Genomic DNA, 24,478 nt, shown 5'->3' with positions numbered 1-24,478 from the left:
TCGCCGGCGACTGGATCGAGGCCGCTCCCACCACCGCCATCGCCGTCCACAACCCCGCCGACGGCACCCGCATCGGATACGTCCCGAAACTCGGGCGCGCAGAGGTCGCCAAGGCGATCAAAGCCGCCGAGAAGGCCCAGGTCGCCTGGGCGGCGCGCACCGCGAAAGACCGCAGCACGATCCTGCGCAAATGGTTCGTTCTGATGATCGAGAACCGAGACGCTCTGGCCCATATCCTGACGCTGGAGCAGGGCAAGCCGCTGACCGAGGCCGCAGGCGAGATCACCTATGGCGCCAGCTTTGTCGAGTGGTTCGCGGAAGAGGCCCGGCGGGTCTATGGCGAGACCATTCCGGGGCATCAGCCCGACAAGCGCATCCTGGTGATGAAGCAGCCCATCGGCGTGGTGGCCGCGATCACACCATGGAATTTCCCCAATGCGATGATCACCCGCAAGGCGGGGCCGGCCTTTGCCGCGGGCTGTGGCATGGTTCTGAAGCCCGCCTCGCAGACACCCTATTCCGCCATCGCGCTGGCGGTTCTGGCGGAGCGCGCCGGGCTGCCGAAAGGTCTCTTCAGTGTGATCACCGGATCGGCGTCTCAGATCGGGACCGAGCTGACCGAGAACCCGGTGGTACGCAAGCTGACCTTCACCGGCTCCACCGAGGTGGGCGCGATGCTCTATGCGCAATCGGCGCCGACGATCAAGAAACTCGGGCTGGAACTGGGCGGCAACGCGCCCTTCATTGTTTTCGACGATGCCGATCTCGATGCCGCCGTCGAGGGCGCGCTGATCGCGAAATTCCGCAACAACGGCCAGACCTGCGTCTGCGCCAACCGCATTTATGTGCAGGACGGCGTCTATGACGCCTTCGCCGAGAAACTGGCTAAGGCGGTCTCTGGCCTGCGCACGGGGAACGGCATGGACAGCGGCGTGGAGCTTGGCCCGCTGATCGACGAGAGCGCTCTGGAAAAAGTGCAAAGCCATGTGGCCGATGTGCTGGACAAGGGCGGGCGGGTGCTCGCGGGCGGCAAACCACATGCACTGGGCGGCACCTTCTACGAACCGACGGTCCTGGCCGATGTGACGTCTGACATGGCGGTGGCGCGCGAAGAGACCTTCGGCCCGGTGGCACCGCTCTTCCGCTTCACGAAGGAGGCCGAGGCGGTCGAGGCCGCCAATGATACCGAATTCGGTCTGGCGTCCTATTTCTACGCCCAGGATGTGGCGCGGATTTTCCGGGTCTCCGAAGCGCTGGAATACGGCATGGTGGGCGTGAACACCGGGCTGATTTCCACCGCCGAGGCGCCCTTTGGCGGGGTCAAGATGTCGGGGCTGGGCCGCGAGGGCTCGCGCCACGGCATCGAGGACTATCTCGAATTGAAATACGTCTGCCTGGGGGGGATCGCATGAGCGCCGCCGATCGGAACTTCGACCTCGTCGTGATCGGCGCCGGTCCCGGGGGCTATGTCGCGGCGATCCGCGCAGCACAGCTCGGCCTCAAGGTGGCCTGTGTCGAACGCGAGAGCCTCGGGGGCATCTGTCTGAACTGGGGCTGCATCCCGACCAAGGCCCTGCTGCGTTCGGCCGAGATCTATCACCAGATGCAGCGGGCGACGGAATTCGGCCTCTCCGCAGGGGACGTCGGCTTCGATCTCGACGCCATCGTCAAACGCTCTCGCGGCGTGGCGGCGCAGATGAACGGCGGCATCAAGGGATTGTTCAAAAAGAACAAAGTCACCGCGATCATGGGGGAGGCGAGGCTGGCCGGCAAGGGCAGGGTCGAGGTCAAAACCGAAAAGGGCACCGACACGCTCACCGCAAAGAACATCATCGTCGCCACCGGCGCGCGGGCGCGCGAACTGCCGGGGCTTGAGGCCGACGGCGATCTGGTCTGGACCTACCGCCACGCGTTGGTGCCGACGCGGATGCCGAAGAAGTTGCTGGTCATCGGGTCGGGCGCCATCGGTATCGAATTCGCGAGCTTTTACAACACGTTGGGCGCCGATACTACGGTCGTCGAGGTGATGGATCGCGTGCTGCCGGTGGAGGACAAGGATATCTCTGCCTTCGCCAAGAAACAGTTCGAAAAGCAGGGGATGAAGATCCTGCAAAAGACGACCGTTCAGAAACTCGACCGGGCCAAAGGCAAGGTCACCGCGCATCTTGAGGCGGGCGGCAAGACCACCACCGAAGCGTTCGACACGGTGATCTCGGCGGTCGGCATCGTCGGCAATGTCGAGGGGCTGGGCCTTGAGGAGGCGGGCGTGAAGATCGACCGCACCCACGTGGTGACGGATGAATTCTGCCGCACCGGTGTGGACGGGCTCTATGCCATCGGCGACATCGCGGGCGCGCCCTGGCTGGCGCATAAGGCGTCCCACGAAGGCGTCATGGTGGCGGAGCTGATCGCGGGCCTGCATCCGCATCCGGTCAAGCCGGCCTCGATAGCCGGCTGCACCTATTGCCATCCGCAGGTGGCCTCCGTTGGTCTTACCGAGGACAAGGCGAAAGAGGCCGGTTACGAGATCAAGGTTGGCACATTTCCCTTTGTCGGCAATGGCAAAGCTGTCGCGATGGGGGAGGCCGAGGGGGTGGTGAAAACCGTGTTCGACGCCAGGACGGGTGAGCTTCTGGGCGCCCATATGGTCGGTGCCGAGGTGACCGAGATGATTCAGGGCTACGTCATCGGGCGCCAGTTGGAGACCACGGAAGAGGACCTGATGAACACCGTCTTCCCGCATCCGACAATGTCCGAAATGATGCATGAATCCGTGCTGGCGGCTTATGGCCGTGCCCTGCACATCTGAGGAGGCGAAGGGATGTCACGCCTCTTCCATGTAAAGCGTCAGCCGCTGCGCCGCGTTCTTCAGATGTGTTTCCGCCGCCCTGCGGGCCATGCCGCTGTCCCCGGCGGCGATCGCGTCGAAAATCGCGCGGTGTTCCCCCTGAACGAGCGCGGTGAGACCTTTGCGTTTGCTGTTGGTGCGGGCCTGGCGGATCAGGTGCCGCACACGGTTTTCCAGGAAGGCGCCGAACGAGATGAACAGGTGGTTTTTGGTGGCTTTCAGGATTTCGGAGTGAAAGGCCATGTCCTGCTCGATGCCGTTCTCGCCGCGTTCGATCGCGCCGTCTATGGCTTCGAGCGCCGCGCCGATATTCTCGAGATCCGTCTGCGTGCGGCGCTGCGCGGCAAGCTCGGCGGCAGAGGCCTCATGGGCGAGAAGAAATTCGAAAACCCGTTCGATCTCTTCCTTGTCGTCAAGCTCGGTGCGGGCGAGGGAAAACGAAGCTTCGGGCAACTCGTCGACCACGAAGATGCCGCGCCCCTGATAGCTCTTGACGATGCCCTCCTGCTTCAGCGCGAAGATCGCCTCCCGGATGACCGCACGGCTGACCCCGAAGGTCTGGCCCAGAACCGCTTCGGTCGGCAGGCGTTCGCCCGGGCGAAAGACGCTCTGCTCGATCTCGCGGCGCAGGATATCTGCCACCTTGCTGGCGTAGCTGCGCGGCGGGGTCAGTTTGTGTTTGGGGCCTGTGGCTGGGCTCATCGGACTTCCGTTCGTTCAATGCCGGTCAACGCAATCTAGGGGGCGGCTTTGGGGGAAGGCAAGTTGGCCATAAGTTTTTCAACTTATCAGCTTGTCAGACAAATCCGCATTTTGTAACGTATTCCGATACGATAGGGCCGAAAGGAGATCGGTTCTTCGTATCGGGGAGGACATATCATGACAGAGATTGGCACCACCAAAGCGACGAAACCGGTCTGGCCGCGTCTCGGGCTGACGCAGGAAACCATCGTGCTTTTCATCGCCATCGCGTTTTTCGCGGTGTTCGGCGTGACGCTGCCGGGGTTCCTGGCGTCGGATAACCTGTTGTCGCTGCTGCAGAACGTTTCGGTGCTCGGGATCCTCGGGGTGGCGATGGGGATCGTGGTGATCGGGCGGGGGATCGACCTGGCCATGGTCGCGACGATGGCGATGTCCACCGCCTGGACGATTTCCCTGATGAATGCCGGCACTGGGGCGCTGACCGCGGTGGGGCTGGGCCTGGGATTCGCCGCCGTGATCGGCATCGTCATGGGCATTCTCATCGCCTATGTGGAAATCCCCGCGATCTTCGCGACGCTCGCGATGTCGACGGTGATCTACGGCTTCGGCCGTCTCGCGCTGGTGGATCTGGACGTGATCTACGTGCCGGAGGACGCGGCCTGGCTTCGCGCCATTTCCGGCACCATCGGCGGTGTGCCGCTGCCGGTGATCTGGTTCGGGCTGGTGGCACTTCTGGCCTATGCCTTCCTGCGGTTCACCCGGCGCGGCCGGTATATCTTCGCCATGGGTGACAATTACGAAGCGGCGCGGATCACCGGCATCCCGGTGCGCCCGATGACCGTGGTGCAGTATCTTCTGTCCTCGGTCATCGCCTACGGCGCCGGCATAATCACCGCGTCGCTGCTGGCGACCGTGAACATCCGCGTGGCGCAATCGACCATGGTCTACGACGTGATCCTGGTGGTCGTGCTGGGCGGGATCGGGCTGAGCGGTGGCAAGGGCGGGGTGCGCAATGTCATCGTCGGAACCGTTCTGATCGGCATCCTGCTCAACGGCATGACGATCATGGACCTGTCATTCACACTGCAAAACCTGGTGAAGGGGGCTGTGCTTCTGGTGGCGATCATCGTCGACAGCCTTGTGAACCCCCGCGACGAACAGACCGCGCAGCAGGGGGATATCTGACTTAAACGACGCTCTTACCAACGAGGGAGGAAACTCATGAAGAGCTTTTTGACTGGCGTGCTGGCCGCGCTGACGCTGACGACCGCCACGGCCGGAATGGCCCCGGCCAAGCAATTCGACGACGGGCTGGCGCCGCATTATTACAGCGCGCTGAAAGGCAAGAAGGTGGTGTTCCTGCCGCTGGCAATGAGCTTCGACCTGCCGCAGGTCTGGGCCCAGGGAATGGAAACCCAGGCCGAACGCCTCGGCTACGAGCTGTCGATCCGCGATCCGAACTGGTCGAGCGACGCCGGCGCCCAGGCGCTGACCACGCTGATCAGCGAAAAGCCCGACCTGATGGTCGTGCATAACCCCGACATGCAGGTCTATGCCCGGCTGCTGGCCCGCGCCCAGAAGGCGGGGATCAAGGTCATCCAGATCAACCTCAAGTCGGTCGCCACCACCGATGCCTATGTCGGGGTGAACTGGTACGAGGTGGGCGAGCATCAGGCGCGCATGGCAATCAGCGCCTGCTCCCCCGAGGCCGGCGGCAGCGGCAAGATCGCGATCATGCAGGGCACGCCCACCAACCCGAACAACGCCATCACCATGAGCGCGATCGAGGACGTTCTGGCCGATCATCCGGAGATCGAAGTGGTCTCCAGCCAGTCCGCCGACTGGGACGCGACCAAGGCCCATTCCGTGGCCTCGACGGTGATCAAGCAGAACCCGGATCTCTGTGCCTATGTCGGTCTCTGGGAGGTCATGGATGCCGGTGTCGCCGCCGCGATCCGCGAGGCCGACAAGGTCGATGCGATCAAGCTCTTCACCAACGGCGGCGGTCAGAAGCCAGCCTGTGACAGCCTCGCCAATGGCGCCTTCACCGGCTACGTCAGCTATGACGCCTTCGGGCAGGCGCGCGATCTGACCAATGCGATCGCGCAGGTCATGCAATCCGATCTCAAACCGGGCGAGGCGCCCTATGCGCTCTACACCCCGATCCGCGATCTGACCAAAGACACCATGCGCGACGATTCCTGCTGGACCATGGACGACGTCGCCAAGGCGCCGTTCTGAACGTCCCGTCTCTCACCACCTGATGTCCCGTCAGCGGCCCCCTTGTCGGGGGCCGCATGACCCGGGCGTTCCTCATTTCGGGAGGTTTCCGATATGTCCGTCTCCGATTCCTACGCAAAGTGGCGCTATCGCTACGTGCCGGACCACCTCCTTGGTGAGGTGCTGTCCAAGAACTGGATCGACAATGCGATCCCCTTCGCGTTCCTTTTGATTGTCGTCGCCCTGTTCGGGTCGCTGATCCCGGGGTTTCTCAGCCCCGCGGGCTTCTCTGACCTTGCCCGACAGCTGGGGGAAGTGGCGCTGATTTCCATCGGGCTGGGGCTTGTCATGCTCGCCGGCGGGATCGATCTCAGTGTCGGTTCGACATTCGCCATGGCGAACTTCGTGTCGCTGGCGCTGATCAATTCGCTGGGCTGGCCGGTCTGGGCGGTGGTGCCCGCGGTGCTCTGTGTCGGGGCGCTCATCGGTCTGATGAACGGCATCCTGATCGGTTACCTGCGGCTGCGGGCCTTCCTGACCACGCTGGCGACGCTCATCATCGTGCGCGCGGCGGTTGATCTTCTGATCCTGAGCTATGCCCGTGAAGTGGCGATGAGCATGACCATGTCGGAGGCCTGGTTCTATCTGGGCGAGGGCTTCATCCTCGGCATCCCGGTCAACTTCCTGCTTCTGGTGGCGGTGGCGATCATCGCCCACCTGGTGCTGAGCCGGATGCGGTTCGGCTGGCATATCCTCGCCGTCGGCGGCTCCCGCCGCTCGGCCTATAACGCCGGCATCTCGGTGCGTCGCACGGTCTGCGCCACCTATGTGATCTCAGGCGTGATGGCGGCCATGGCCGGCATCTTCTATGCCGCGCGCCTTGGCAGCGTCGGGCCGGACACCGGCATCGGGCTTGAGGTCACCGTGCTGACCGCCTGCGTGCTGGGCGGCATCAGCCTCGGCGGCGGTCGCGGATCGGTGTTCAAGGCCTTCATCGGCACCGTCATCGTGCTGATGGTCACCAACAGCCTGATCCGCCTCAACATGCCGTCGGGCTCGACGCCGCTGGTGCTGGGGCTGCTGCTGCTGCTCGCCGTTGCGGTCGATATCCGCTGGCTCAAGAACCGGCACAAACTGCTGTCGCGGGTCTATGTCTCGCCGACCTATTTCGATCTGCCCGAAGACCCCTCTGCCAATGTCGACGCCACATCGTCCTATGCTGTGAACGACAAGTTCCGCGATGTGACGGCGATCGGTCTGGGCGATCTCGACGGGCCGGAAGACATGATCTTCGACTCGCACGACAACCTCTACACCGGCGGGCGCCAGGGCGACATCGTGCGCTTCTTTGCCCCCGATTACACCCGCTCCGAGGTCTTCGTGCATCTGGGCGGCTTCCCCCTGGGTCTTGCGATGGACAAGGACGACAACCTGCATGCCTGTGTCGCCGGGATGGGGCTCTACATGGTCACGCCGGAGCGCGAGATCAGATGCCTCTCGGACGAGACCAACCGCAGCCTGTTCTCGATCATCGACGACTCGCGCATCCGCATGGCCGACGACCTCGACATCGCCGCCGACGGCCGGGTCTATTTCTCCGAGGCGACGATCCGCTACGGCGTCAGCGACTGGGCCGTCGATGCGCTGGAGGCGCGCGGCAACGGGCGTATCCTGGCCTATGATCCGAAAGATGGCTCCACCCGCACGGTGCTGTCGGGCCGGGTGTTCCCGAACGGCATCTGCATGGTCGATGACGGGGAATCTCTGCTGTTCGCCGAAACCTGGGCCTGCCGGATCAGCCGGTTCTGGTTCGCAGGCCCCCGCAAGGGCCAGGTCGAAGCGGTGATCGAAGACATCCCCGGCTACCCGGACAACATCAACCGCGCCTCGGACGGCACCTATTGGGTGGCGCTCGCCGGCATGCGATCGCCCGCGTTCGACCTCAGCCTGAAGATGCCGGGTTTCCGCCGCCGCATGGCGCAGCGCGTCGCGATGGACGAATGGCTCTACCCGAACCTCAACACCGGCTGCGTGCTGAAGATGACGCTCGACGGCACGGTGACGGAATCGCTCTGGGATCTGAGCGGCGAGTCCCATCCGCAGATCACCTCGATCCGCGAACACAAGGGCGCGCTCTATCTCGGTGGCATCAACAACAACCGGATCGGGCGCTATGCTTTGCCCGAGGCCGATCAGACCTGGACCAGCCAGAACGACTATTGGGGGCGCACATGATCACGGCCTTGAAGCGAGTATTCGACCGGGTGACCGGCGCGGGCGAGGCGGCGGTAACGGTGCCGCCGATGGACGGGGCCTTCAAGGCCAACGTCGCGCTGGAAAACGCGCCCGTGCTGGCGAAGCTGCCAACGCCCGACAATCTGGTGTCCTGGGCCGGTGTGGTGCATCTGTCGGGCGGGCCGGTGCTCTACAGCAGCGATGCCACCGGCACGCTGACCGAGGTGGCGCGCTACGGCGCGGCCATCACGGCGCTGGCGGCGAGCGAGGCGCAGGGGCTGGCCATCGCCATTGCCGGGCAGGGGGTGCTGCTGCGGGGGGCGAGCGGTGAAACGGAACTGGTTCCCGCGACGACCTTCGCAGGCGCCGGCTGTATCACCGCGATGAGTTTCGCTGCCGATGGCACGCTTATTCTGGCCAGCGGATCGGCTCGCCATGCGCCTGAGGACTGGGCCCGCAACCTGATGGAGCGGCGCATGGATGGCGCCGTCTGGGCGGTGACGCCGGGGGCCGCGCCGCGCCGTCTGGCGGACAATTTGGCCTGGCCTTCGGGACTGATGTGTCAGGAGGACAAGGGCCGGGTGATCGTCGCCGAAGCCTGGCGCAATCGCCTGATCGCCCTGCCGCTGGCAGGCGGTGCGCCGGATGTGGTGCTGGATAACCTGCCGGCCTATCCGGGACGTCTGATCGCCTCCGAAAAGGGCGCCTATCTCTGTTGCTTCGCACCGCGCAGCCAGCTCATTGAATTCGTGTTGCGCGAACCGGCGTATCGCACGCGGATGATGGCGGAGGTGCCGCCGCAGTTCTGGGTCGCCCCGGCGCTGCGCTCCGGTGACAGCTACCGCGAACCGCTGCAGGGCGGGGCGGTCAAGCAGCTGGGCATCCTGAAACCCTGGGCGCCGACGCGCTCCTACGGGCTTCTGGTCGAGCTGGACCAGAGCTTCTTGCCGCGCCGCAGTTTCCACAGCCGCGCCGATGGCACTCGCCACGGCATCACCAGCGTCTGCGCCACCGATCGGGGGCTGCTCGTCACCTCCTACGGCGGCGATGTGGTGTTGAGCCTGCCGGATGAAGCCAGGAAAGGAGAGCAATCATGAGCGCCCCTTTGATTGAAATGCAGAATGTCTCGAAGGATTATCGGGGCGTCTTTGCCGTGCGCAACGTGGATTTCAACCTTCATGCCGGTGAAATCCACGCGCTTCTGGGCGAGAACGGCGCGGGCAAATCGACACTGACCAAGATGATCGCCGGGGTGACACAACGCTCGGAAGGGGAAATCCTTCTGGACGGCAAGTCGATCAACTTCGCGACGCCGGCGGAGGCGCTGGAAAACGGCATCGCCATGGTGTTCCAGGAAACCAGCCTCGTGCCATCGATGACCGTGGCGCAGAACCTTTACTTGGGCGAGGAGAAGCTCTTCAACCGTCTGCGCGGGCTCTACATCGCGGCGCAGCAATTCCTGTCGTCGCTGAACTTCAACGTCGATCCCTGGGCTAATGTGTCGATGCTGGGCGCGGCGCAGAAGCAGCTGGTCGAGATCGCCCGCGCGGTGCGCCTCAACGCCCGGGTGATCATCTTCGACGAACCGACCGCGACGCTGACGCCGGAGGAGAAACACTATTTCTTCTCGCTGATCGAACGGCTGCGGCAGCGCGGCGTCTCCATCGTCTTCATCAGCCACGCGCTGGAAGAGGCGCTGGCGATTTCCGACCGCATCACCATCCTGCGCGATGGCGAGCTGGTGGCCTCCGACACCACCGACACCTTCGACCGGGACAGCATCATCGGCCATATGGTCGGGCGCAGTCTCTCGGATGAATTGTTCTATCACAAACACTCCGAAGACGGCGCCCGCAAACCCGGCAAGAAGGTGCTGAGCGTCGAGAACCTTTCGATGGGATCGATGGTGCGCAACACGTCCTTCTCTCTCTACGAGGGACAGGTGACGGGGCTCTTCGGGCTGATCGGCTCGGGGCGGACGGAGACGGCCAAGATCATTTCCGGTGTGCTCAAGCGCAACTTCTTTCACGGCGGCGAGCTGCGTTACTTGGGCAAATCCGTGCGCTATCGCCAACCGCATAAGGCGGTGATGGATGGCATCGTCTACGTCACGGAGGACCGCAAGGCGGAGGGCTTTTTCGACCAGATGTCCATCGCCGAGAACATCTATATGGGCGACATCGTCACCAACCCGCCACCCGGCGGCCTGACCACCGCAGGCGCGCAGCAGAAGATCACAGAAGAATGGTCGAAACTGTTGCAAATCCGGGCGATCAACCCGAATGCGAAGATCGTTGAGCTGTCGGGCGGCAACCAGCAAAAGGTGGTGATCGCGAAATCGCTGACCCAGAAACCCAAGCTGGTGATCTTCGATGAGCCGACCCGCGGCGTGGACGTTGGCGCGATTGCCGAGATCCATAAGGTGATCCAGAACCTCGCCGACAGCGGCATCGCCGTGCTGGTGATTTCCTCCTACCTGCCGGAAATTCTGGTGATCTCGGACCGCATTCTGGTGAGCCGTCTGGGCCGCGTGGTCGAGGAGTTCTCACCGCATGAGGCGACGGAGGAAAAGATCATGTACGCCGCCGTGCACTGACAGGGCGCGAACGCAGCGCCGGGCCGGAGTGCCTGGCGGGATCAAGAGCTCACGGGCCCGGGGGAAACCTCCGGGCCCTTTCCGGTTTCGGGGGGAGAGGCGCGGTCATCGGCGCTGGCAATCTGCCAAGTGCAAGATTGATAAAAATATGCTATCGTCCCCGAAAATGGGAGGAGAGGACTATGGCTGACTGGAGCATCCAGGGCGAGTACATGGAAACCTGCAACTGCGATTTCCTTTGCCCGTGTATCACTTCAAATCTGACCGCCGTGCCGACGGAGGGCGATTGCAAGGCGGCGATCGCGATGAAGATCACCAAGGGGGAAAAGGACGGCGTTTCCCTCGACGGTCTGTCCTTCATCGTCCTGCTGCACGCGCCCGGCGTGATGATGGACGGCGATATCAAGGTCGGGCTGATCGTCGATGAGGCGGCGAGCGATGCGCAAACGGCGGCGATCAGCGATATCGCCACCGGCGCCGCCGGCGGGCCGATGGAGGCGCTCGGGCCGCTGGTGGCCGAGGTCGCAGGGGTGGAAAAGCGTCCGATCACCTTCGTCTCAAACGGCGGCACGATATCGGTGACGGCCGGCGATCTGATCGATCAGGAGATCGAGGCGGTCGCCAGCGCCTTGCCCGGGGGCGAACCGATCAAGATCGATAATGTACCGCATCCGGTGACGACCACGCTCGCGCTGGCGCGGGCGACGAAGAGCAAGTTCAATGCCTTCGGAATCGCTTGGGATGATGCCACCGGCTCGAAGAACGGGCATTTCGCGCCCTTCGCCTGGTCCGCCTGACGGCGACTTGATCCGCGGCAGACCCGGGCCTGTCCCGGGTCTGAGACGACCGGAGGCATCGTGGCGCGTTCTGCTGAAACCGCATTGGAACAGATCCTGCAACGCGACCGGCTGGTCGTGATCGCCGGGCTCAGTGTGGTTGTCGTGCTTTCGGGGCTCTACACCGTGCTGGGCATCGGCATGTCGATGTCGGCGATAACGATGACCCGCATGGCCATCGAGATGCCGGGCATGATGATGGCCTCCGCCGACTGGACGCCGCGCTATGCCGGGCTGGTCTTCCTGATGTGGTGGATCATGATGATCGCCATGATGGTGCCGAGTGCCGCACCGACGATCCTGCTTTATGCCAAGCTCGTGCGGAAGAACGACCGGGCGGACAGGCCCTATGCCTCGGCCCTGGTGTTTCTCTCCGGCTATCTGATCGTCTGGGGCGGCTTCAGCCTGCTGGCGACCGCGCTGCAATGGGCGCTCGTCTCCGTCGGGCAGATGAGCGGGATGATGGAACTGACCCAGGCACCGGTCGCCGCGGCGGTGCTGCTGGCGGCGGGAATCTATCAGCTGTCGCCGCTTAAACAGGCCTGTTTGCGCCATTGTCAGCATCCCCTGGTGTTTCTGATGCAGAACTGGAAACGCGGCACCGGCGGGGCGCTGCGGATGGGGATGCAGAATGGCTGGTTCTGCCTGGGGTGCTGCTGGGGCCTGATGGCGTTGCTCTTCGTCGGCGGGGTGATGAACCTTCTCTGGATCGCAGCGCTGGCCGTCTTCGTGGGGCTGGAGAAACTCGCCGCCGGGCGGCCGTATCTGACGAAACTCTCCGCTGCGGGGCTGATCGTTGCCGGTCTGGCGCTGGCTCTGAGCGCGGTTTAGGGGCCTGTCGCGGTCGTATTGGCCCGGCCCCGGGCGGACGGGCTTGCGGCAAGGCCCATCCGGAGGATCAGGGGCACGCCGGCAAGGGCGGCCCCCCTCAGCGGGCGCCCATCGGCCGGGCAGGGCGGGTCAGAAGGCCGGGCCCTGCGCGCGACGCGCCGCATCGACGCCGATGCTGCCACCCCCGGCCACTGCGATGTAGAGAAAGACGAAGCAGTAGAGGATGGCCGCATCGCCGCCGTTCAGTGTCGGAAAGAGGCCCTGCGGCGCGTGAAACTTCCAGTAGGCAACGGCCATCATCCCGGAGAGCAGGAAGGCCACCGGCCGGGTGCAGAAACCGATCAGCAGCAGCAGGCCGCCGACGAATTCGAGAACACCGCCAAGGCCCAGCAGGGACAGGAGCGGGGGCTGATGATCCGTCGGAGGGAAGGCGAAGAGCTTCTGCGATCCATGCAGCAGGAAAATCAGCGCTGAGACGGCGCGCAGCAGGCTGAGCATCGCTGGACCCCGGCGGTTGGAAAGAGTCTCGGGCATGGTGGGGTCTCCTGTTCTCAGGTCGGGATGAGGCCGTTTGGAACGCCATCGTCCTTCGAAACGCGGACCGACTGGTCTGGCCAAGCCGGGACCGCTCTCTGGCAGGAAGGCCCCGCTGAACGGGGTGCCCGGTTTGGGAACATCTTCTATCCTACTGCATTTTCGTCCTTTTTACTATAGTAAGCTCAAATAGGTCCGGCGGGAGCTCGGTGGCGGGCAACCGGAACGGTCGCGGGAATGTGCCTGCGCCCGCTTCTGTCCGGACTTCTTGAAAACCGGCTTTTGCAGTAGGCTCGGGATCCGGGTCGGCCAGAACGACCCGATTTTGGACGTTTCCATATCGTTGAGAGGGCCAGTCATGCGCCGATTCAAAGTCTTTGCTGCACTTCCGCTTCTTTGCCTGCTTCCGGCATGCGAAAACAGCGGATCGAACTATCAGCCGGTCATCGATGGGCCGGTGGGGCCGAACTATTCCAACGATCTCGCCTATTGCCAGTCGCTGGCGGCGCAACAGGGCACCTTCTCCAGCAACACCGGCGCGACGGCTGCGACCGGTGCGGTGGTCGCCGGGGGCACCACCGCAGTGCTCAACAACAAGGGGACCAATGTGCGCGACGCGGCGCTGGTCGGCGCCGTGGCGGGCGTGGCCGCCGGTGCCCTGCAACAGCAGCAGAACAAGGAGTCCATCGTGCGCAACTGCATGCGCGGCCGGGGCTATCGCGTCGTCGGCTGACGACCGGAGCCGCGCGGGCTCTGTCCCCGTCACAGGCGATGGCAGAGCTTGCGGCGGAGCCGGGGCCGCCGGTTCGCTGCGGACCGGCAACAGGGTCCCTGCGGGATCGGTTGTCAGTTGATCCCCTCTTGGAACGGCGCCGGTGCATCTGTCGCCTGTCATCTGCGCGGGCGCTGATCGGTATCGGCGACACATCGAAGTCGCGCGGCAGCCCACACGGATCGCATCGGCAGGCTGGCTGAAAGCGCGCGGGACCGGCGGCAGGTCGGATATCCGGGGCGCGGCCCACATACGGGCAAGGCCGGGCGCTCCCCCTTTTCCTCACAGACGCTGAAACACAGGCTCTGCGATCGCGCGTCGGTCGCCGTCCGCCTGCGCGCGATCGGTCTGCCGGTTTGGGGGCGGACGCGCGCGAAAGCGATTCGCAACGGCGCTGAAAATCGGGGCCTGGCGATGGTGGAACCACGTGCGGCATTTCGCCATGGGCGTGTATTCACGGTGCCCGGGCGGGGTCTTCTATGCGGATGATTTCCGTTTATCATATTGAAATAAATACAACTTTGTTGTTTGTTCAATAATTTGTTTGATCTAACAAAAAATCTGCTTACGCTTTGGGATAGCGCGGATTGCCGGGGCGACCGGCCGACGCGCGGACCGCAGTGGAATGGAGACAGCAGTTGACTGAGACGATGATGGCCGCCGTGCTTGAGGAGTATGGCTCCCCCCTCGTGGTGAAGCGGGTTGCGAAGCCGAGCGCCGGCCCCGGCCAGCTGCTGATCCGGCTCGAGGCCTCGGGCGTGTGCCATTCCGACGTGCATATCTGGGAGGGCGGCTATACGCCTGCGACGCTGCCGGAGCCGTTCATCCTCGGTCACGAAGGGGTGGGTGTGGTCGAAGCGGTCGGCGCCGGCGTCACCGGCTGGCGCGTTGGCGACCGGGCCGGGGCGGCCTGGCTGCACGACACCTGCGGCACCTGTGCCCAGTGCCGCGCCGGCCTGCCGAACTTCTGCCAGGCGCAGCGCGCGCATGGTCTGGACGTTCCGGGGACCTTTGCCGAATACGTCGTGACCAATGCCAATTTCACCGCCCGGGTGCCGACGGGGGAGGCCACCGGTCTGGCGCCGCTGATGTGCGCCGGGCTGACCGCCTTCGGCGCGCTCGACAGGGCGGCGCTGGCGCCGGGCGAATGCTGTGCCGTCTTCGGCTGCGGCGGGCTGGGGCAATACGCCATCCAGTTCGCCAAGCGGCGCGGCGCCCGGGTGATCGCGGTGGACCGCGACCCGGCGAAACGGGCGCTGTCGCAGGAAAACGGCGCCGCGGTGGCGGTCGACGGCGGCGATACCGACGAGATCGAGAAGCTGCGCGCCAGCGCCGATGTCTGTGTCAATTTCGCCCCGACCACCGCCACCTGGCAGCCGATGCTGGACGTGGTGCGGCCGCTGGGCCGGGTGGTCGCGGCGGCGATGGTCTCCGAGCCGGTGCCGCTGAACCAGGAATGGCTGACCGGGGCGGGGATCACCATCACCGGCACCTCGGTCGGCACGATGGCGCAGATGGAGGCGCTGATGCAGGTGCAGGCCGCCGATCCGCTGACCTCCAGCGTGACGGAAATTCCTTTGTCCGAGGTGAGCCGCGCGCTGCGCGAACTTGCCGAAGGCCGGGCTCCGGCCCGCTATGCGATCCGGTTCTGAACCCCGGGGCCGGTCGCGCCAAACCCATAAAACAACAAGCCAACAGGAAAACAGATGATCAAGACCCCCAAACTGCTCGCCACCTCCTCCGCCATGGCCCTGGCCGGGCTGCTCGCCGCCAACAGCGCCGCGGCGGCAGAGCTCGGCGATGTGAAGGACCCGATCAAGCTGGCCGTGCTGGAATGGACCGGCGCCCAGGTCTCGACGCAACTGGCCGGGATGATCCTGGAAAAGGCGGGTTATGCCGTCGAATACGTGCCGGCGGGCAGCTTCCCGCAGTATTCCGGCCTCTCCGACGGCACCCTGAGCGCGACGGTGGAGATCTGGAGCAACAACGTCGGCGACATCTATCCCCGCGCCCTGGCCGCTGGCGATATCGAGAACATCGGCTCGCTCGGGCTGGAGACCCGCGAGGGCTGGGCCTATCCCAGGTTCATGGAAGAGGTCTGCCCGGGTCTGCCGGACTGGACCGCGCTGAAGGAGCCGGCCTGCGCCGCCGCGCTGGCGACCACCGACACGCTGCCCAATGGTCGGCTGCTGGATTATCCCGCCGACTGGGGGTCGCGCAGTGCCGAGATCATCGCCGACAACGATCTGCCGCTGACCGCGATCCCCGCCGGGTCCGAAGGCGCCATGATCGCCGAGCTGCGCGCGGCGCAGGCCACCCACAGCCCGCTTTTGCTGATGTTCTGGGGACCGCATCACGTGCTGGCCGAGATCGATCTGGGCTGGGTCGAGATGCCGCCGTGCGCCAGCGACGACCCCGACAAATGCGTCAAGCTGCCCGAGGTCGAGAAAGTGGTGTGGTCGGGCTTTGCCGACAAATGGCCGGCGGGCTACGAGATCCTGAAATCGTTCCAGGTGACCTCGTCCGATCAGGAGAAGCTGATGGCTGCCATCCTCGAAGAGGGCCAGCCGCTGGAAGAGGTCGCTGCCGGCTGGATCGACAGCCATCAGGATGTCTGGCAGCCCTGGGTGGACGCCGCGGTCGACTGAGTATTCCGACCCCGCCCGGCCATCGCCACCCCGAAGGGAGCCCACATGACCCGATCCTCCGCCGCGTCGCCCGCGTCGCGCCCCGTCAAGATTTCCTGCCGCAACCTGTGGAAGATCTACGGCACGCCGCCGGATCGCGCGATGCGGCCGGGGCAGGGGCCGGCGGCGGCGGAGTTCGCCCGGCAGCTGCGGGCGGCAGGCCGGGTCCCGGCGCTGGTCGATGCCAGTTTCGATGTGCATGAAGGTGAGATCTTCGTCATCATGGGCCTGTCGGGGTCGGGGAAATCGACCCTGATCCGCTGCCTGACCCGGCTGATCGACGCTGAATTCGGCGAAGTCAGGCTCGATGGCGAAGATCTGCTGGCGGCGACGCCGAAACAGCTGATCGACATCCGCCGCCACAAGATGGGGATGGTGTTTCAGAACTTCGGCCTGATGCCGCATCTGAGCGTTCTGGAAAACGTCGCCTATCCGCTGAAGCTGCAGGGAGAGGCGAAACCGGCGCGCGAGGCGCGGGCGCGGCAGATGATTTCCCTGGTCGGGCTGGACGGGCGCGAACAGGCGCTGCCCAGCCAGCTTTCGGGCGGCCAGCAACAGCGTGTCGGCATTGCCCGCAGCCTGGCGGTGGAACCGGACCTGTGGTTTCTGGACGAGCCTTTCTCGGCGCTCGACCCGATGATCCGGCGGCAGATGCAGGACGAATTCCTCGATCTGCAGCGCCGCCTGCACAAGACCATCGTCTTCATCACCCACGACATCGCCGAGGCCTGCCGGCTGGCCGACCGGATCGCCATTCTGCGCGATGGCCGCATCATCCAGATCGGCACGCCGGCGGATCTGCTGCTGCGCCCGGCCGACGATTACGTCGCCGAATTCACCGCCGATATCTCGCCGGCGAGTGTCATCCGCGTTGGCGATATCGCCCGGCCTGGGCAGGAGGTGGCGGGCGCCCGGACGGTGGCCGGCGACCTGCCGGTTGAGGCGCTGCTGACCGATATCGCCACTGGCACCACCGATTTCGCGGTGCAGCCGGCGGGGAAATACGGCGGCGGCGGGCTGACGGCGGCGCGGGTCCTGCGGATCCTCGGCCGGCACGGGCGTCAGGATGACGAGACGGCGGCAGGGTGAGATGACCGATCTGTTCCGCCGCCCTGGCCTGTTGATCTGGAGTGTCGCCTTCGCGGTCTGCCTGGCGCTGGTGCTGCTGGCGCCGCAGGTTCGCTGGATCGCCAGCTTTCCCCGCGCGTTGCAACTGCCGCTGGCCGATTGGCTCAACGCCGGTCTCAATCCGCTGTTCGAGACGGTTCAACCGATCGGGCGCGGTTTCGCCACCGTGATCGACGCGCCGCTGCGGCTGGTGCGCGATCTGCTCCTGTTCGTGCCCTGGCCGGCCTTCGCGGTGGCGATGTTTCTGGTGGCGCTGCGGACGGCGGGGCGGGGGCTGGCGATCTTCGGGCTGATCGCTCAGCTCTATATCGTGGCGGTCGGCTATTGGACCGAGACGATGAACACCTTCGCCATCGTGCTGCTGTCGCTGCCGCCGGCGGTTCTGATCGGCTTCGGCCTGGGCGTGGCGGGGCATCGCTGGCCACGGTTGCGCGCGGCGCTGATCGTGGTGCTGGATCTGATGCAGACCTTTCCGGCCTTCGCCTATCTGATCCCGCTGCTGATCCTCTTCGGTTTCGGCCCCTCGGCCGGGGTGATCGCCAGCGTGATCTTCTCGATCCCGCCGATGGCGCGCAACACGCTGGTCGGCCTGCGCGAGGTGCCCGCTGTCATCATCGAGGCGGGGGTGATGAACGGGGCCACACCGGGCCAGCTGTTCTGGACCGCCAAGCTGCCCGCCGCCGCCCGGCAACTGCTGGTCGGGGTCAACCAGACCACCATGGCCTCGCTGAGCATGGTGATCATCGTGGCGATCATCGGCGGTTTCAACGACATCGGCTGGGAGGTGCTCTCGGCCATGCGCGCGGCCGAACTGGGCCGCTGCCTGCTGGCCGGCGTGGTGATCGTGGCGCTGGCCATCGTGCTGGACCGGATCACCGGCGCGCTCGCCACCGGCACCCCGCGCGGGGTGGTGCTGATGCCCGATCGCGGCCTTCTGACCGTGGTCGCGGCGATCCTGCTGGCCGGTATCGGCCTGCGGCTGGCGCTGCCGGGGCTGGAGCTGCTGCCGCGCGGGCTGGGCTTTGCCGCCGCCAAGGCGCTGGACCGGTCGCTGCTGCAGTTCGTCGGCTGGAGCGATCCGGTCTTCTCGGGACTGCGCGACGCGCTGAATTACGGCATCATCCTGCCGCTGCGGATCGGTTTGGCGACGGCGGCGAGCCCGATGGTCTGGGGTTTTGCCCTGCAGCCCTGGATGGTCGCGGCCTATGCCATCCTTACCCTGGCGCTGGCGGTGGTCCTGGCGCCGCGCCGCCCGGCGGCAGCACTGCTGATCCTCTTCGCGGCGCTGATCCTCTATACCGGGCTGGCGCGGTTTCCCTGGCCTTGCGTGGTGCTGATCGCGCTGCTGGCGGCCTGGCGGATCCGGGGCGTGGGGCTGCTGGCGGTGGTGTCGACGGCGCTTGCGATGATCCTGCTGTCCGGGCTGTGGCAGCCCTTTGTCCAGTCGCTCTATCTGACTGCCATCGCGGTGCTGTTCTGCGTGCTGATCGGCGGCGCCATCGGCATCGCCGCGGCCGAGAACGACCGGCTGTCGCAGATCGTGCGCCCGATCAGCGACGCGCTGCAGACGCTGCCGCAGTTCGTCTTTCTGATCCCGGCGCTGATGCTGTTCCGGGTCGGCGAGTTCACTGCGCTGATCGCCATCATGCTCTATGCCATCGTGCCGCCGGTCCGTTATGTCGAACACGGTCTGCGCGGGGTGCCGCCGCATCTGGTCGAGGCGGCGGTGCAGATGGGGGTGAGCCGCTGGCAGCTGTTGCGGGATGTCAAACTGCCGCTGGCGGGACCGGCGATCCGGCTTGGCGTCAATCAGACCATCATGTACGCGATCTCCATGCTGGTGATCGCCGCCCTTGTCGGCACCCGCGATCTGGGGCAGCAGGTCTATATCGCGCTCGGCAACGCGAATGCCGGTCTCGGCTTCGTCGCCGGTCTGTCGATTGCCTTGCTTGCCATCGTCGCGGACCGCATGCTGAGGCGGAACTGAAGCTTGAGGACAACTATGCGGGAGAAGATCGGCACGGCATCCGCTACCCGGGGACGGCGGACGCGCATCGAGGATTTGCGGCGACAGGAACTGATCGACGCGGCGCATCGGGTGTTTCTGCGCCATGGTCTCAGCGGTCTGACCACCACCCGCATCTGCAAGGAGGCGGGGATGTCGCAGGGCATCCTGACCTATTACTTCTCCGGCAAGGACGAGGTGCTCTTTGCGATGGTACGCAAGAACAACCGGGTTCTGGTGGAGCAGGTGGTGGAGAACATGCGCACGGCGCGCACCCGCTGGGATCGGCTGAACGGGATCATCGCCGGCAACTTTCCCGCCGGCCATTTCGTGCAGGAGGTCGCCCTGGCCTGGCTGTCGATCTGCGCTGCCTCTGGACAGGAGCCGCGCTTTGCCCGGCTGCAGCAGCTGTTCTATGCCCGGCTGACCTCGAATGTGGTGTCGGCGGTGGTGCCGGTGCTCGACCGCGACACCGCCGTGCAGTTGAGCTATACCATCGGCGCCCAGATCGACGGGCTGTGGCTGCGCCGGGCGACGGATGCGGCGATGACGCGCGACAGGGCGGTGGAGCTGTGCCAGTGGACCGTCACAACCATCATCGGCGCCGAGACGCTCGCGGCGCTGAAGGCGGATTGCATCGGGACGCCCGGCGGCTGACGCCTGTCTTGCCGGCCGGGGCGATGAGGGGGCGAAGCCAGCGGGCTGGCCGCCGCCGCGGCGGGTCATCCTGCGGTGCTGTCCCCGGCGGCCGGCCTGCTCTGCGGCGAAAATCCACTGCCCCGCCGGCGGCCCGGGCGCGGCGGGCTTTCCGCCTTGTTTTCAAAATCTTCGCACTGTACCGTCGGCGCTGCTGACCCTACGATACCAATAACCAGTTCCATTTTCCGACTGGGGAAGCCGACGGTATCAACTGAAGACATCTCATCATGATCGCGCCCTCCACTGGTCACCGTGCATGCCCGAGCGGTCAGGTCAGCCTATGACCTGCCTGACAAGCCTGGAGTTCACCCTCGGGTCCGCCACCGCCGTCGCGCTCTGGGTGATCTGCGCGCTGATCCTGGCCTGGGTGGCACGCAACAATCGCTTCGCCGGCAAGCCCGCCTTTGTCCTGACCTTGAGCGCGATGCTCTGGTGGCTGTTCACCGTCGCCTTCGATCTCGCCTCGCAGGGGGAGGCCTGCAAGGTCGGCTGGTCGCTGGCGGCCTGGCCCGGCATCACCCTTCTGCCCATCGCCTGGTCGTTCTTCATCTTCGATTACACCATGAACACGGGCTCGGGTCCGAAACCGGTCCGGCGGCTTTTCTACATCGGCCTGCCCTGTGCCGTGGCGGCGATCGCGCTGACCAACAGCCAGACCCATCTGTTGTATGGCACCGACACCCGGCTGGTGGATCAGGGGGGCCATGCCTTCGTGATCTTCGATCACGGGCCGCTGTTCTTCGCGGTGGCAGCGGGCCTTTACATCTTCGTGACCAGCGCGCTGAGCGTTCTGGTCGTGGCCTTCTTCCGGGCGCGGAAGATCATCCGCCCGTTCCTGGGCGTCCTCTTCGTCATCACCGCGGCGCCGCTGGCCGCCAATCTGGGCTATGTTGGCTGGGGGTTCACCTTTTTCGATTTCGACCCGACCCCGTTCATGTTCGCCATCGCCCTCATCGCCCTGAGCTGGCTGCTGCTGAACAACACGATGATGGACACAGCGGCGCAGGGGCGGAACCTGCTGTTCTATGCCACCCGGGACCCGGTGATCATCCTGGACGGGGACGGCCGGTTCGCCGGCGCCAACCCGGCGGCGCGGGCGCTGTTTCGCACCACCCTGCCAAGACATGGCGAGGCACCGGAGAGGCTGGAGGCGATCGGGCCGATCCTGAAGGATTTCATCGCCACCGGCGCGCTGCCGCGGGATGAACCGATCCGCCTGGCCGAGCGTGTTTTTGACCTGCGGGCGCTGCCGATCGAAAGCCCGATCCAGAGCAGTCACCCGCTGCTGGGCTGGTCGGTGTCGCTGGTCGATATCACCGAAAGGGAACGCACTGCCGAGGCGCTGCGCGCGGCGCTGGCCCAGGCGGAGGAGGCCAACCGCGCCAAGTCGCATTTCCTGGCCAACGTCAGCCATGAAATCCGCACGCCGCTGAACGGCATTCTCGGCATGGCCTCGGTGCTGGGCGAAACGGCGCTCGATGCCGAGCAGAGCGATTATCTGAAGGTTATCGAGGAATCCGGTCAGGTGCTGCTCAGCACGATCGGCGATGTGCTGGATCTGTCGAAGATCGAAGCCGGCAAGATGGTGCTGGAAACCCGGCCCTTCGTGCTGCGCGATGCCATCGAGGGTGCCCGGGCGCTGTTCTCGGCCAGCGCCCGGGAAAAGGGGCTGGGGCTGCGCGTGAAGGTGGACGACGCTCTGCCCGAGGTCATCCTCGGCGACGATCACCGGTTTCGCCAGGTGCTGCACAATCTGGTCTCCAATGCCGTCAAATTCACCATGGCGGGCGAGGTCACGATCTCGGCGGAAGCGGCGGAGGCGGGGGCCACCCTGCTGGTTCGTGTCATCGACACCGGCCCGGGCGTTCCGGTCGAGGCGCGCCGCGCGATTTTCCTGCCGTTCCAGCAGGCGGATGCCGGCGATACCCGCAAATTCGGCGGCACCGGCCTGGGGCTGTCGATTTCGCGGCAGCTCTGCCACCTGATGGGCGGTAGCCTGCAGCTGGCCGCTGACACTGGCCGGGGCGCATGCTTCGAAATCCGGTTGCCGCTGGTGGCCGCCGATGCGCCCGAGGCCGACAGCGCCTCCGCGCCGTTCTCGGATGCGGCCTCCGATCTGCCCGGCATGGATGTGCTGGTGGTCGATGACAACAAGACCAACCGCCTGATCCTGGAGAAGTTTCTGGCCGGAACCCCCTGCCGGGTCCGGACCGCCTCCAGCGGGCCGGAGGCGATCGAGATGGTCGCGGACCTCCGGTTCGATGCGATCCTGATGGATATCCAGATGCCGGAAATGGGCGGGGTCGAGGCGACGCAGAAAATCCGCGCGCTGGAGGCGGCGACGGGACGCCAGCCCAGCTTCATCGTCGCGGTGACCGCCAATGCCATGCCGGAGCAGCTGGAGCAGTATCTGACCGCGGATATGAACGAGGTCCTGTCGAAGCCGGTCTCGAAAGCCAAGCTGCTGGCGCTGATGGAGCGCGTCCACCGGCAGGCCTGCTAGGGCCGGCAGCCGGGGCAGGGGCGCCTCGGTCCGCGCCGCTCCCGCCCCGGTCTGGAGGCGATCTGTCATCCTTGGCTTGATCCCCGGGGTGAAAATCGGCTCCATTGGCCGGGCCATGCCCGAGCAGAGGAGCCCGCCCCGTGACAGAAGACAAGGCCGCGCGTACCCGGCGCAAGCTTTCCGGCGGTTCCGTCCGCATCCGCGCGGTGACCGAGGCCGACCGCGACGACGTGCGCAGGCTCTGCTCGGCGGCGCATGCGGAATCCTACATGCGCAGCGTACCGATCCAGCTCGACCGGGTCGACAGGGTGCTGGACCACATCCTGTCCGACAAGACGGTGGATATCGGCATGGTCGCCGAAAGCCATCGCGACGGCCAGCCCCGGGTCGTCGGTCTGCTGCATGCGACGGCGGGGGAGCATATCTATCTGGACATGATCCAGGCCAGTTGCCTGCTGTTCTACGTGACGCCCGACCACCGGCGCTCCACCGCGGCCTTTCAGCTGATGCGCCACTTCATCCGCCGGTCTCTCAACAGCGGTGCCGGATCGCTGTCGGTGCATGTCTCCGCCGGGATCCGGGTGCGGCAGGCGGATCGCTTCCTGAAGAAGATGGGATTCGCCCATGGCGGCGGAAATTATCAGATGATGCTCGATCCCAAGGCCCGCGGCGGCTGAGGTCGCCAAGCCTGGCACTGCGCACGGATCCCCCACGCGCAAGAGGCCGGGCGCCGGGAGATGCGCCGACTTTTCTAAAAACTTGACAACTGTCTATTCGGCGTCAACGGTGAGCCCTGGATTTTCAGGGATCTCCGGTCAGCCTGGTTCAACCAGGGCAGTCGGAGTTCGCATGATTGATAGAGTTGATACAGTAATCGATTTCTTGCCCGGCGGATGGCTGCCGCGACGGGTTCAGGGGGACCTGACATGGCCATGACCATCACTGCCACGGATCTCAATCCGGCGAAACACGGGACCACCGGCACCTATTCGGTTCCCAACCTGTTGCTTACTAGCCTGTCCAGCCTGCCCCTGCGGGGCGATCAGGGCGCGATCGACCTGCTGTTTCCGGCCGCCTTCGACGATGATCCCGACACTGTCCTGACCGAAGAGGAAAATATCGATCTGGTGGGCCGGCTTGCGGAGTTCAGCTATCTTGATCGCGACGTTCTGCGCGAGGATGGCGCTTTCGCTCTGGAGCTGAGCCGCACGGCGCTCAGCACCAAGGGCGCCGCCAGCTTCGCCGACCTGTCGATCACCTTCGGGGGGCGGGACTTCCGCTTCGGCCGCGATCCGCTGGGCCCGGTGCTGCCGATCGACGGCACCATCGAGACCATCGAGCTGAGCCTGGTATCCAGCAGCGGCGGGCGGAGGCGGGGCGAGCCCGCGGATATCGAGATCTCGGTCACCGGTCTCGACCTGGATATCACCCCGGCGCTCTTCTCCGACGCGGATACCTTCGCGGCCCGGATGCTGCGCGGCGATCAGGTGCTGTCGTTCAGCCCCTATCTGATCTCCAGCTTTGCCGGCGACGGGCGTCATCTGGTTGGCGGCACCACCAGCCGCGGCGGTCATGATTTCATCGAGCTGACCGATGAGGGGCGCAACCCCGGGCTGGTCGGTGCGCCGCTGCAGTTTGCCGGCGATTTCCTGACGGTCGAGGCCGGCGCGGTGCTGAACGGCGGCGCCGATACCCTTGTCGGCAGCTTTCCGACGCTGACGCTGGGCGATACCCCGCCCCGGATCGGCGCGCCGGTCGGGGAGGTCAGCGGGGATGCGCTGGATGTTGCGGGTGAGGTGAACGGGGGCAATGACGTTCTGAACTTCACCGACAGCCTGACGGCGGCGTCTGCGGGGCTTTTCGGCGATGCGGCGCGGGTCTC

General features: G+C 65.4%; 20 protein-coding genes. 18 read left to right on the top strand and 2 right to left on the bottom strand.

The genetic code is table 11. The features are described from left to right. Together QO033_RS24525 and lpdA are read left to right on the top strand one after the other, a co-directional pair. Nucleotides 1–1,412, top strand: a 1,412-nt coding sequence (locus QO033_RS24525; protein WP_284483370.1) for an NAD-dependent succinate-semialdehyde dehydrogenase, incomplete at its 5' end; no start/stop codon positions are given. Further along, nucleotides 1,409–2,809, top strand: coding sequence for a dihydrolipoyl dehydrogenase (gene lpdA / locus QO033_RS24520; protein WP_284483369.1), 1,401 nt, complete (start codon nt 1,409–1,411; stop codon nt 2,807–2,809). The genes QO033_RS24525 and lpdA, both read left to right, overlap by 4 nt. A 15-nt stretch (nt 2,810–2,824) precedes the next feature. On the opposite strand, the gene QO033_RS24515 is transcribed toward lpdA, so the two are convergent. Beyond that, nucleotides 2,825–3,550 carry a FadR/GntR family transcriptional regulator gene (locus QO033_RS24515; protein WP_284483368.1) on the bottom strand — a complete coding sequence of 242 codons (726 nt, stop codon included), beginning with the start codon at nt 3,548–3,550 and terminating at the stop codon, nt 2,825–2,827. A gap of 177 nt (nt 3,551–3,727) precedes the next feature. Here QO033_RS24515 and QO033_RS24510 point away from each other — a divergent pair, with 177 nt between their 5' ends. The 7 genes from QO033_RS24510 to QO033_RS24480 all read left to right on the top strand — a co-directional run bounded on the left by QO033_RS24510 (nt 3,728) and on the right by QO033_RS24480 (nt 12,268). Beyond that, the gene (locus tag QO033_RS24510; protein WP_284483367.1) at nt 3,728–4,735 is read left to right on the top strand and encodes an ABC transporter permease; all 1,008 of its coding nucleotides are present in this window, start codon (nt 3,728–3,730) and stop codon (nt 4,733–4,735) included. 36 nt (nt 4,736–4,771) lie between these two features. Continuing rightward, on the top strand, nt 4,772–5,791 hold the full coding sequence (locus QO033_RS24505) for a sugar ABC transporter substrate-binding protein (RefSeq protein WP_284483366.1): 1,020 nt from the start codon (nt 4,772–4,774) through the stop codon (nt 5,789–5,791). 93 nt (nt 5,792–5,884) lie between these two features. Then, nucleotides 5,885–8,005, top strand: coding sequence for an ABC transporter permease (locus QO033_RS24500; protein WP_284483365.1), 2,121 nt, complete (start codon nt 5,885–5,887; stop codon nt 8,003–8,005). Between the two features lie 8 nt (nt 8,006–8,013). Then, nucleotides 8,014–9,102: an SMP-30/gluconolactonase/LRE family protein gene (locus tag QO033_RS24495; protein ID WP_284483364.1), complete on the top strand. Its 1,089-nt coding sequence runs from the start codon at nt 8,014–8,016 to the stop codon at nt 9,100–9,102. Beyond that, the gene (locus tag QO033_RS24490) at nt 9,099–10,601 is read left to right on the top strand and encodes a sugar ABC transporter ATP-binding protein (RefSeq protein WP_284483363.1); all 1,503 of its coding nucleotides are present in this window, start codon (nt 9,099–9,101) and stop codon (nt 10,599–10,601) included. Before QO033_RS24495 ends, QO033_RS24490 begins: the two co-directional genes overlap by 4 nt. 182 nt (nt 10,602–10,783) lie before the next feature. Beyond that, nucleotides 10,784–11,398: a DUF1326 domain-containing protein gene (locus QO033_RS24485; protein WP_284483362.1), complete on the top strand. Its 615-nt coding sequence runs from the start codon at nt 10,784–10,786 to the stop codon at nt 11,396–11,398. Nucleotides 11,399–11,458: 60 nt separating this feature from the next. After that, the gene (locus QO033_RS24480; protein ID WP_284483361.1) at nt 11,459–12,268 is read left to right on the top strand and encodes a DUF2182 domain-containing protein; all 810 of its coding nucleotides are present in this window, start codon (nt 11,459–11,461) and stop codon (nt 12,266–12,268) included. Nucleotides 12,269–12,397: 129 nt separating this feature from the next. Here QO033_RS24480 and QO033_RS24475 read toward each other — a convergent pair whose 3' ends face one another. Next, nucleotides 12,398–12,802, bottom strand: coding sequence for a DoxX family protein (locus QO033_RS24475; protein WP_284483360.1), 405 nt, complete (start codon nt 12,800–12,802; stop codon nt 12,398–12,400). A 358-nt stretch (nt 12,803–13,160) separates the two neighbouring features. Here QO033_RS24475 and QO033_RS24470 point away from each other — a divergent pair, with 358 nt between their 5' ends. The 9 genes from QO033_RS24470 to QO033_RS24430 form a co-directional block, all read left to right on the top strand. Beyond that, nucleotides 13,161–13,535, top strand: a complete 375-nt coding sequence (locus QO033_RS24470; RefSeq protein ID WP_284483359.1) for a glycine zipper family protein — start codon at nt 13,161–13,163, stop codon at nt 13,533–13,535. 677 nt (nt 13,536–14,212) lie between these two features. After that, a complete protein-coding gene (locus QO033_RS24465; protein ID WP_284483358.1) occupies nt 14,213–15,226 on the top strand; it encodes an alcohol dehydrogenase catalytic domain-containing protein in 1,014 nt (337 codons plus the stop codon). Nucleotides 15,227–15,280: 54 nt separating this feature from the next. Then, nucleotides 15,281–16,222, top strand: a complete 942-nt coding sequence (locus QO033_RS24460) for an ABC transporter substrate-binding protein (RefSeq protein WP_284483357.1) — start codon at nt 15,281–15,283, stop codon at nt 16,220–16,222. Between the two features lie 45 nt (nt 16,223–16,267). Next, complete coding sequence (locus QO033_RS24455) at nt 16,268–17,350, top strand: quaternary amine ABC transporter ATP-binding protein (protein WP_284483356.1); 1,083 nt, start codon at nt 16,268–16,270, stop codon at nt 17,348–17,350. Between the two features lies 1 nt (nt 17,351). Beyond that, nucleotides 17,352–19,376 (top strand): ABC transporter permease, encoded by a 2,025-nt coding sequence (locus tag QO033_RS24450; protein WP_284483355.1) that lies wholly within the window; start codon nt 17,352–17,354, stop codon nt 19,374–19,376. A gap of 15 nt (nt 19,377–19,391) precedes the next feature. Then, nucleotides 19,392–20,051 carry a transcriptional regulator BetI gene (betI, locus tag QO033_RS24445; protein ID WP_284483354.1) on the top strand — a complete coding sequence of 220 codons (660 nt, stop codon included), beginning with the start codon at nt 19,392–19,394 and terminating at the stop codon, nt 20,049–20,051. Between the two features lie 322 nt (nt 20,052–20,373). Then, on the top strand, nt 20,374–22,596 hold the full coding sequence (locus QO033_RS24440; RefSeq protein WP_284483353.1) for a hybrid sensor histidine kinase/response regulator: 2,223 nt from the start codon (nt 20,374–20,376) through the stop codon (nt 22,594–22,596). 140 nt (nt 22,597–22,736) lie between these two features. Then, nucleotides 22,737–23,273 carry a GNAT family N-acetyltransferase gene (locus QO033_RS24435; protein ID WP_284483352.1) on the top strand — a complete coding sequence of 179 codons (537 nt, stop codon included), beginning with the start codon at nt 22,737–22,739 and terminating at the stop codon, nt 23,271–23,273. Nucleotides 23,274–23,522: 249 nt separating this feature from the next. Then, the coding region (locus QO033_RS24430; protein ID WP_284483351.1) for a hypothetical protein at nt 23,523–24,478 on the top strand (956 nt) is incomplete at its 3' end.

Source organism: Pseudodonghicola flavimaris, from assembly GCF_030164425.1.
GTDB lineage: Bacteria > Pseudomonadota > Alphaproteobacteria > Rhodobacterales > Rhodobacteraceae > Pseudodonghicola > Pseudodonghicola flavimaris.
Note: the sequence above shows the minus strand (reverse complement) of the source record. Positions and strands in the feature narration are given on the sequence as shown.

Bases quoted from the DNA above. Each gene is read 5' to 3' on its own strand.
- lpdA (WP_284483369.1), top strand. From the start codon at position 1,409: ATGAGCGCCGCCGATCGGAACTTCGACCTCGTCGTGATCGGCGCCGGT.
- QO033_RS24515 (WP_284483368.1), bottom strand. From the start codon at position 3,550: ATGAGCCCAGCCACAGGCCCCAAACACAAACTGACCCCGCCGCGCAGC.
- QO033_RS24510 (WP_284483367.1), top strand. From the start codon at position 3,728: ATGACAGAGATTGGCACCACCAAAGCGACGAAACCGGTCTGGCCGCGT.
- QO033_RS24505 (WP_284483366.1), top strand. From the start codon at position 4,772: ATGAAGAGCTTTTTGACTGGCGTGCTGGCCGCGCTGACGCTGACGACC.
- QO033_RS24500 (WP_284483365.1), top strand. From the start codon at position 5,885: ATGTCCGTCTCCGATTCCTACGCAAAGTGGCGCTATCGCTACGTGCCG.
- QO033_RS24490 (WP_284483363.1), top strand. From the start codon at position 9,099: ATGAGCGCCCCTTTGATTGAAATGCAGAATGTCTCGAAGGATTATCGG.
- QO033_RS24485 (WP_284483362.1), top strand. From the start codon at position 10,784: ATGGCTGACTGGAGCATCCAGGGCGAGTACATGGAAACCTGCAACTGC.
- QO033_RS24475 (WP_284483360.1), bottom strand. From the start codon at position 12,802: ATGCCCGAGACTCTTTCCAACCGCCGGGGTCCAGCGATGCTCAGCCTG.
- QO033_RS24470 (WP_284483359.1), top strand. From the start codon at position 13,161: ATGCGCCGATTCAAAGTCTTTGCTGCACTTCCGCTTCTTTGCCTGCTT.
- QO033_RS24460 (WP_284483357.1), top strand. From the start codon at position 15,281: ATGATCAAGACCCCCAAACTGCTCGCCACCTCCTCCGCCATGGCCCTG.
- QO033_RS24455 (WP_284483356.1), top strand. From the start codon at position 16,268: ATGACCCGATCCTCCGCCGCGTCGCCCGCGTCGCGCCCCGTCAAGATT.
- QO033_RS24450 (WP_284483355.1), top strand. From the start codon at position 17,352: ATGACCGATCTGTTCCGCCGCCCTGGCCTGTTGATCTGGAGTGTCGCC.
- betI (WP_284483354.1), top strand. From the start codon at position 19,392: ATGCGGGAGAAGATCGGCACGGCATCCGCTACCCGGGGACGGCGGACG.
- QO033_RS24440 (WP_284483353.1), top strand. From the start codon at position 20,374: ATGACCTGCCTGACAAGCCTGGAGTTCACCCTCGGGTCCGCCACCGCC.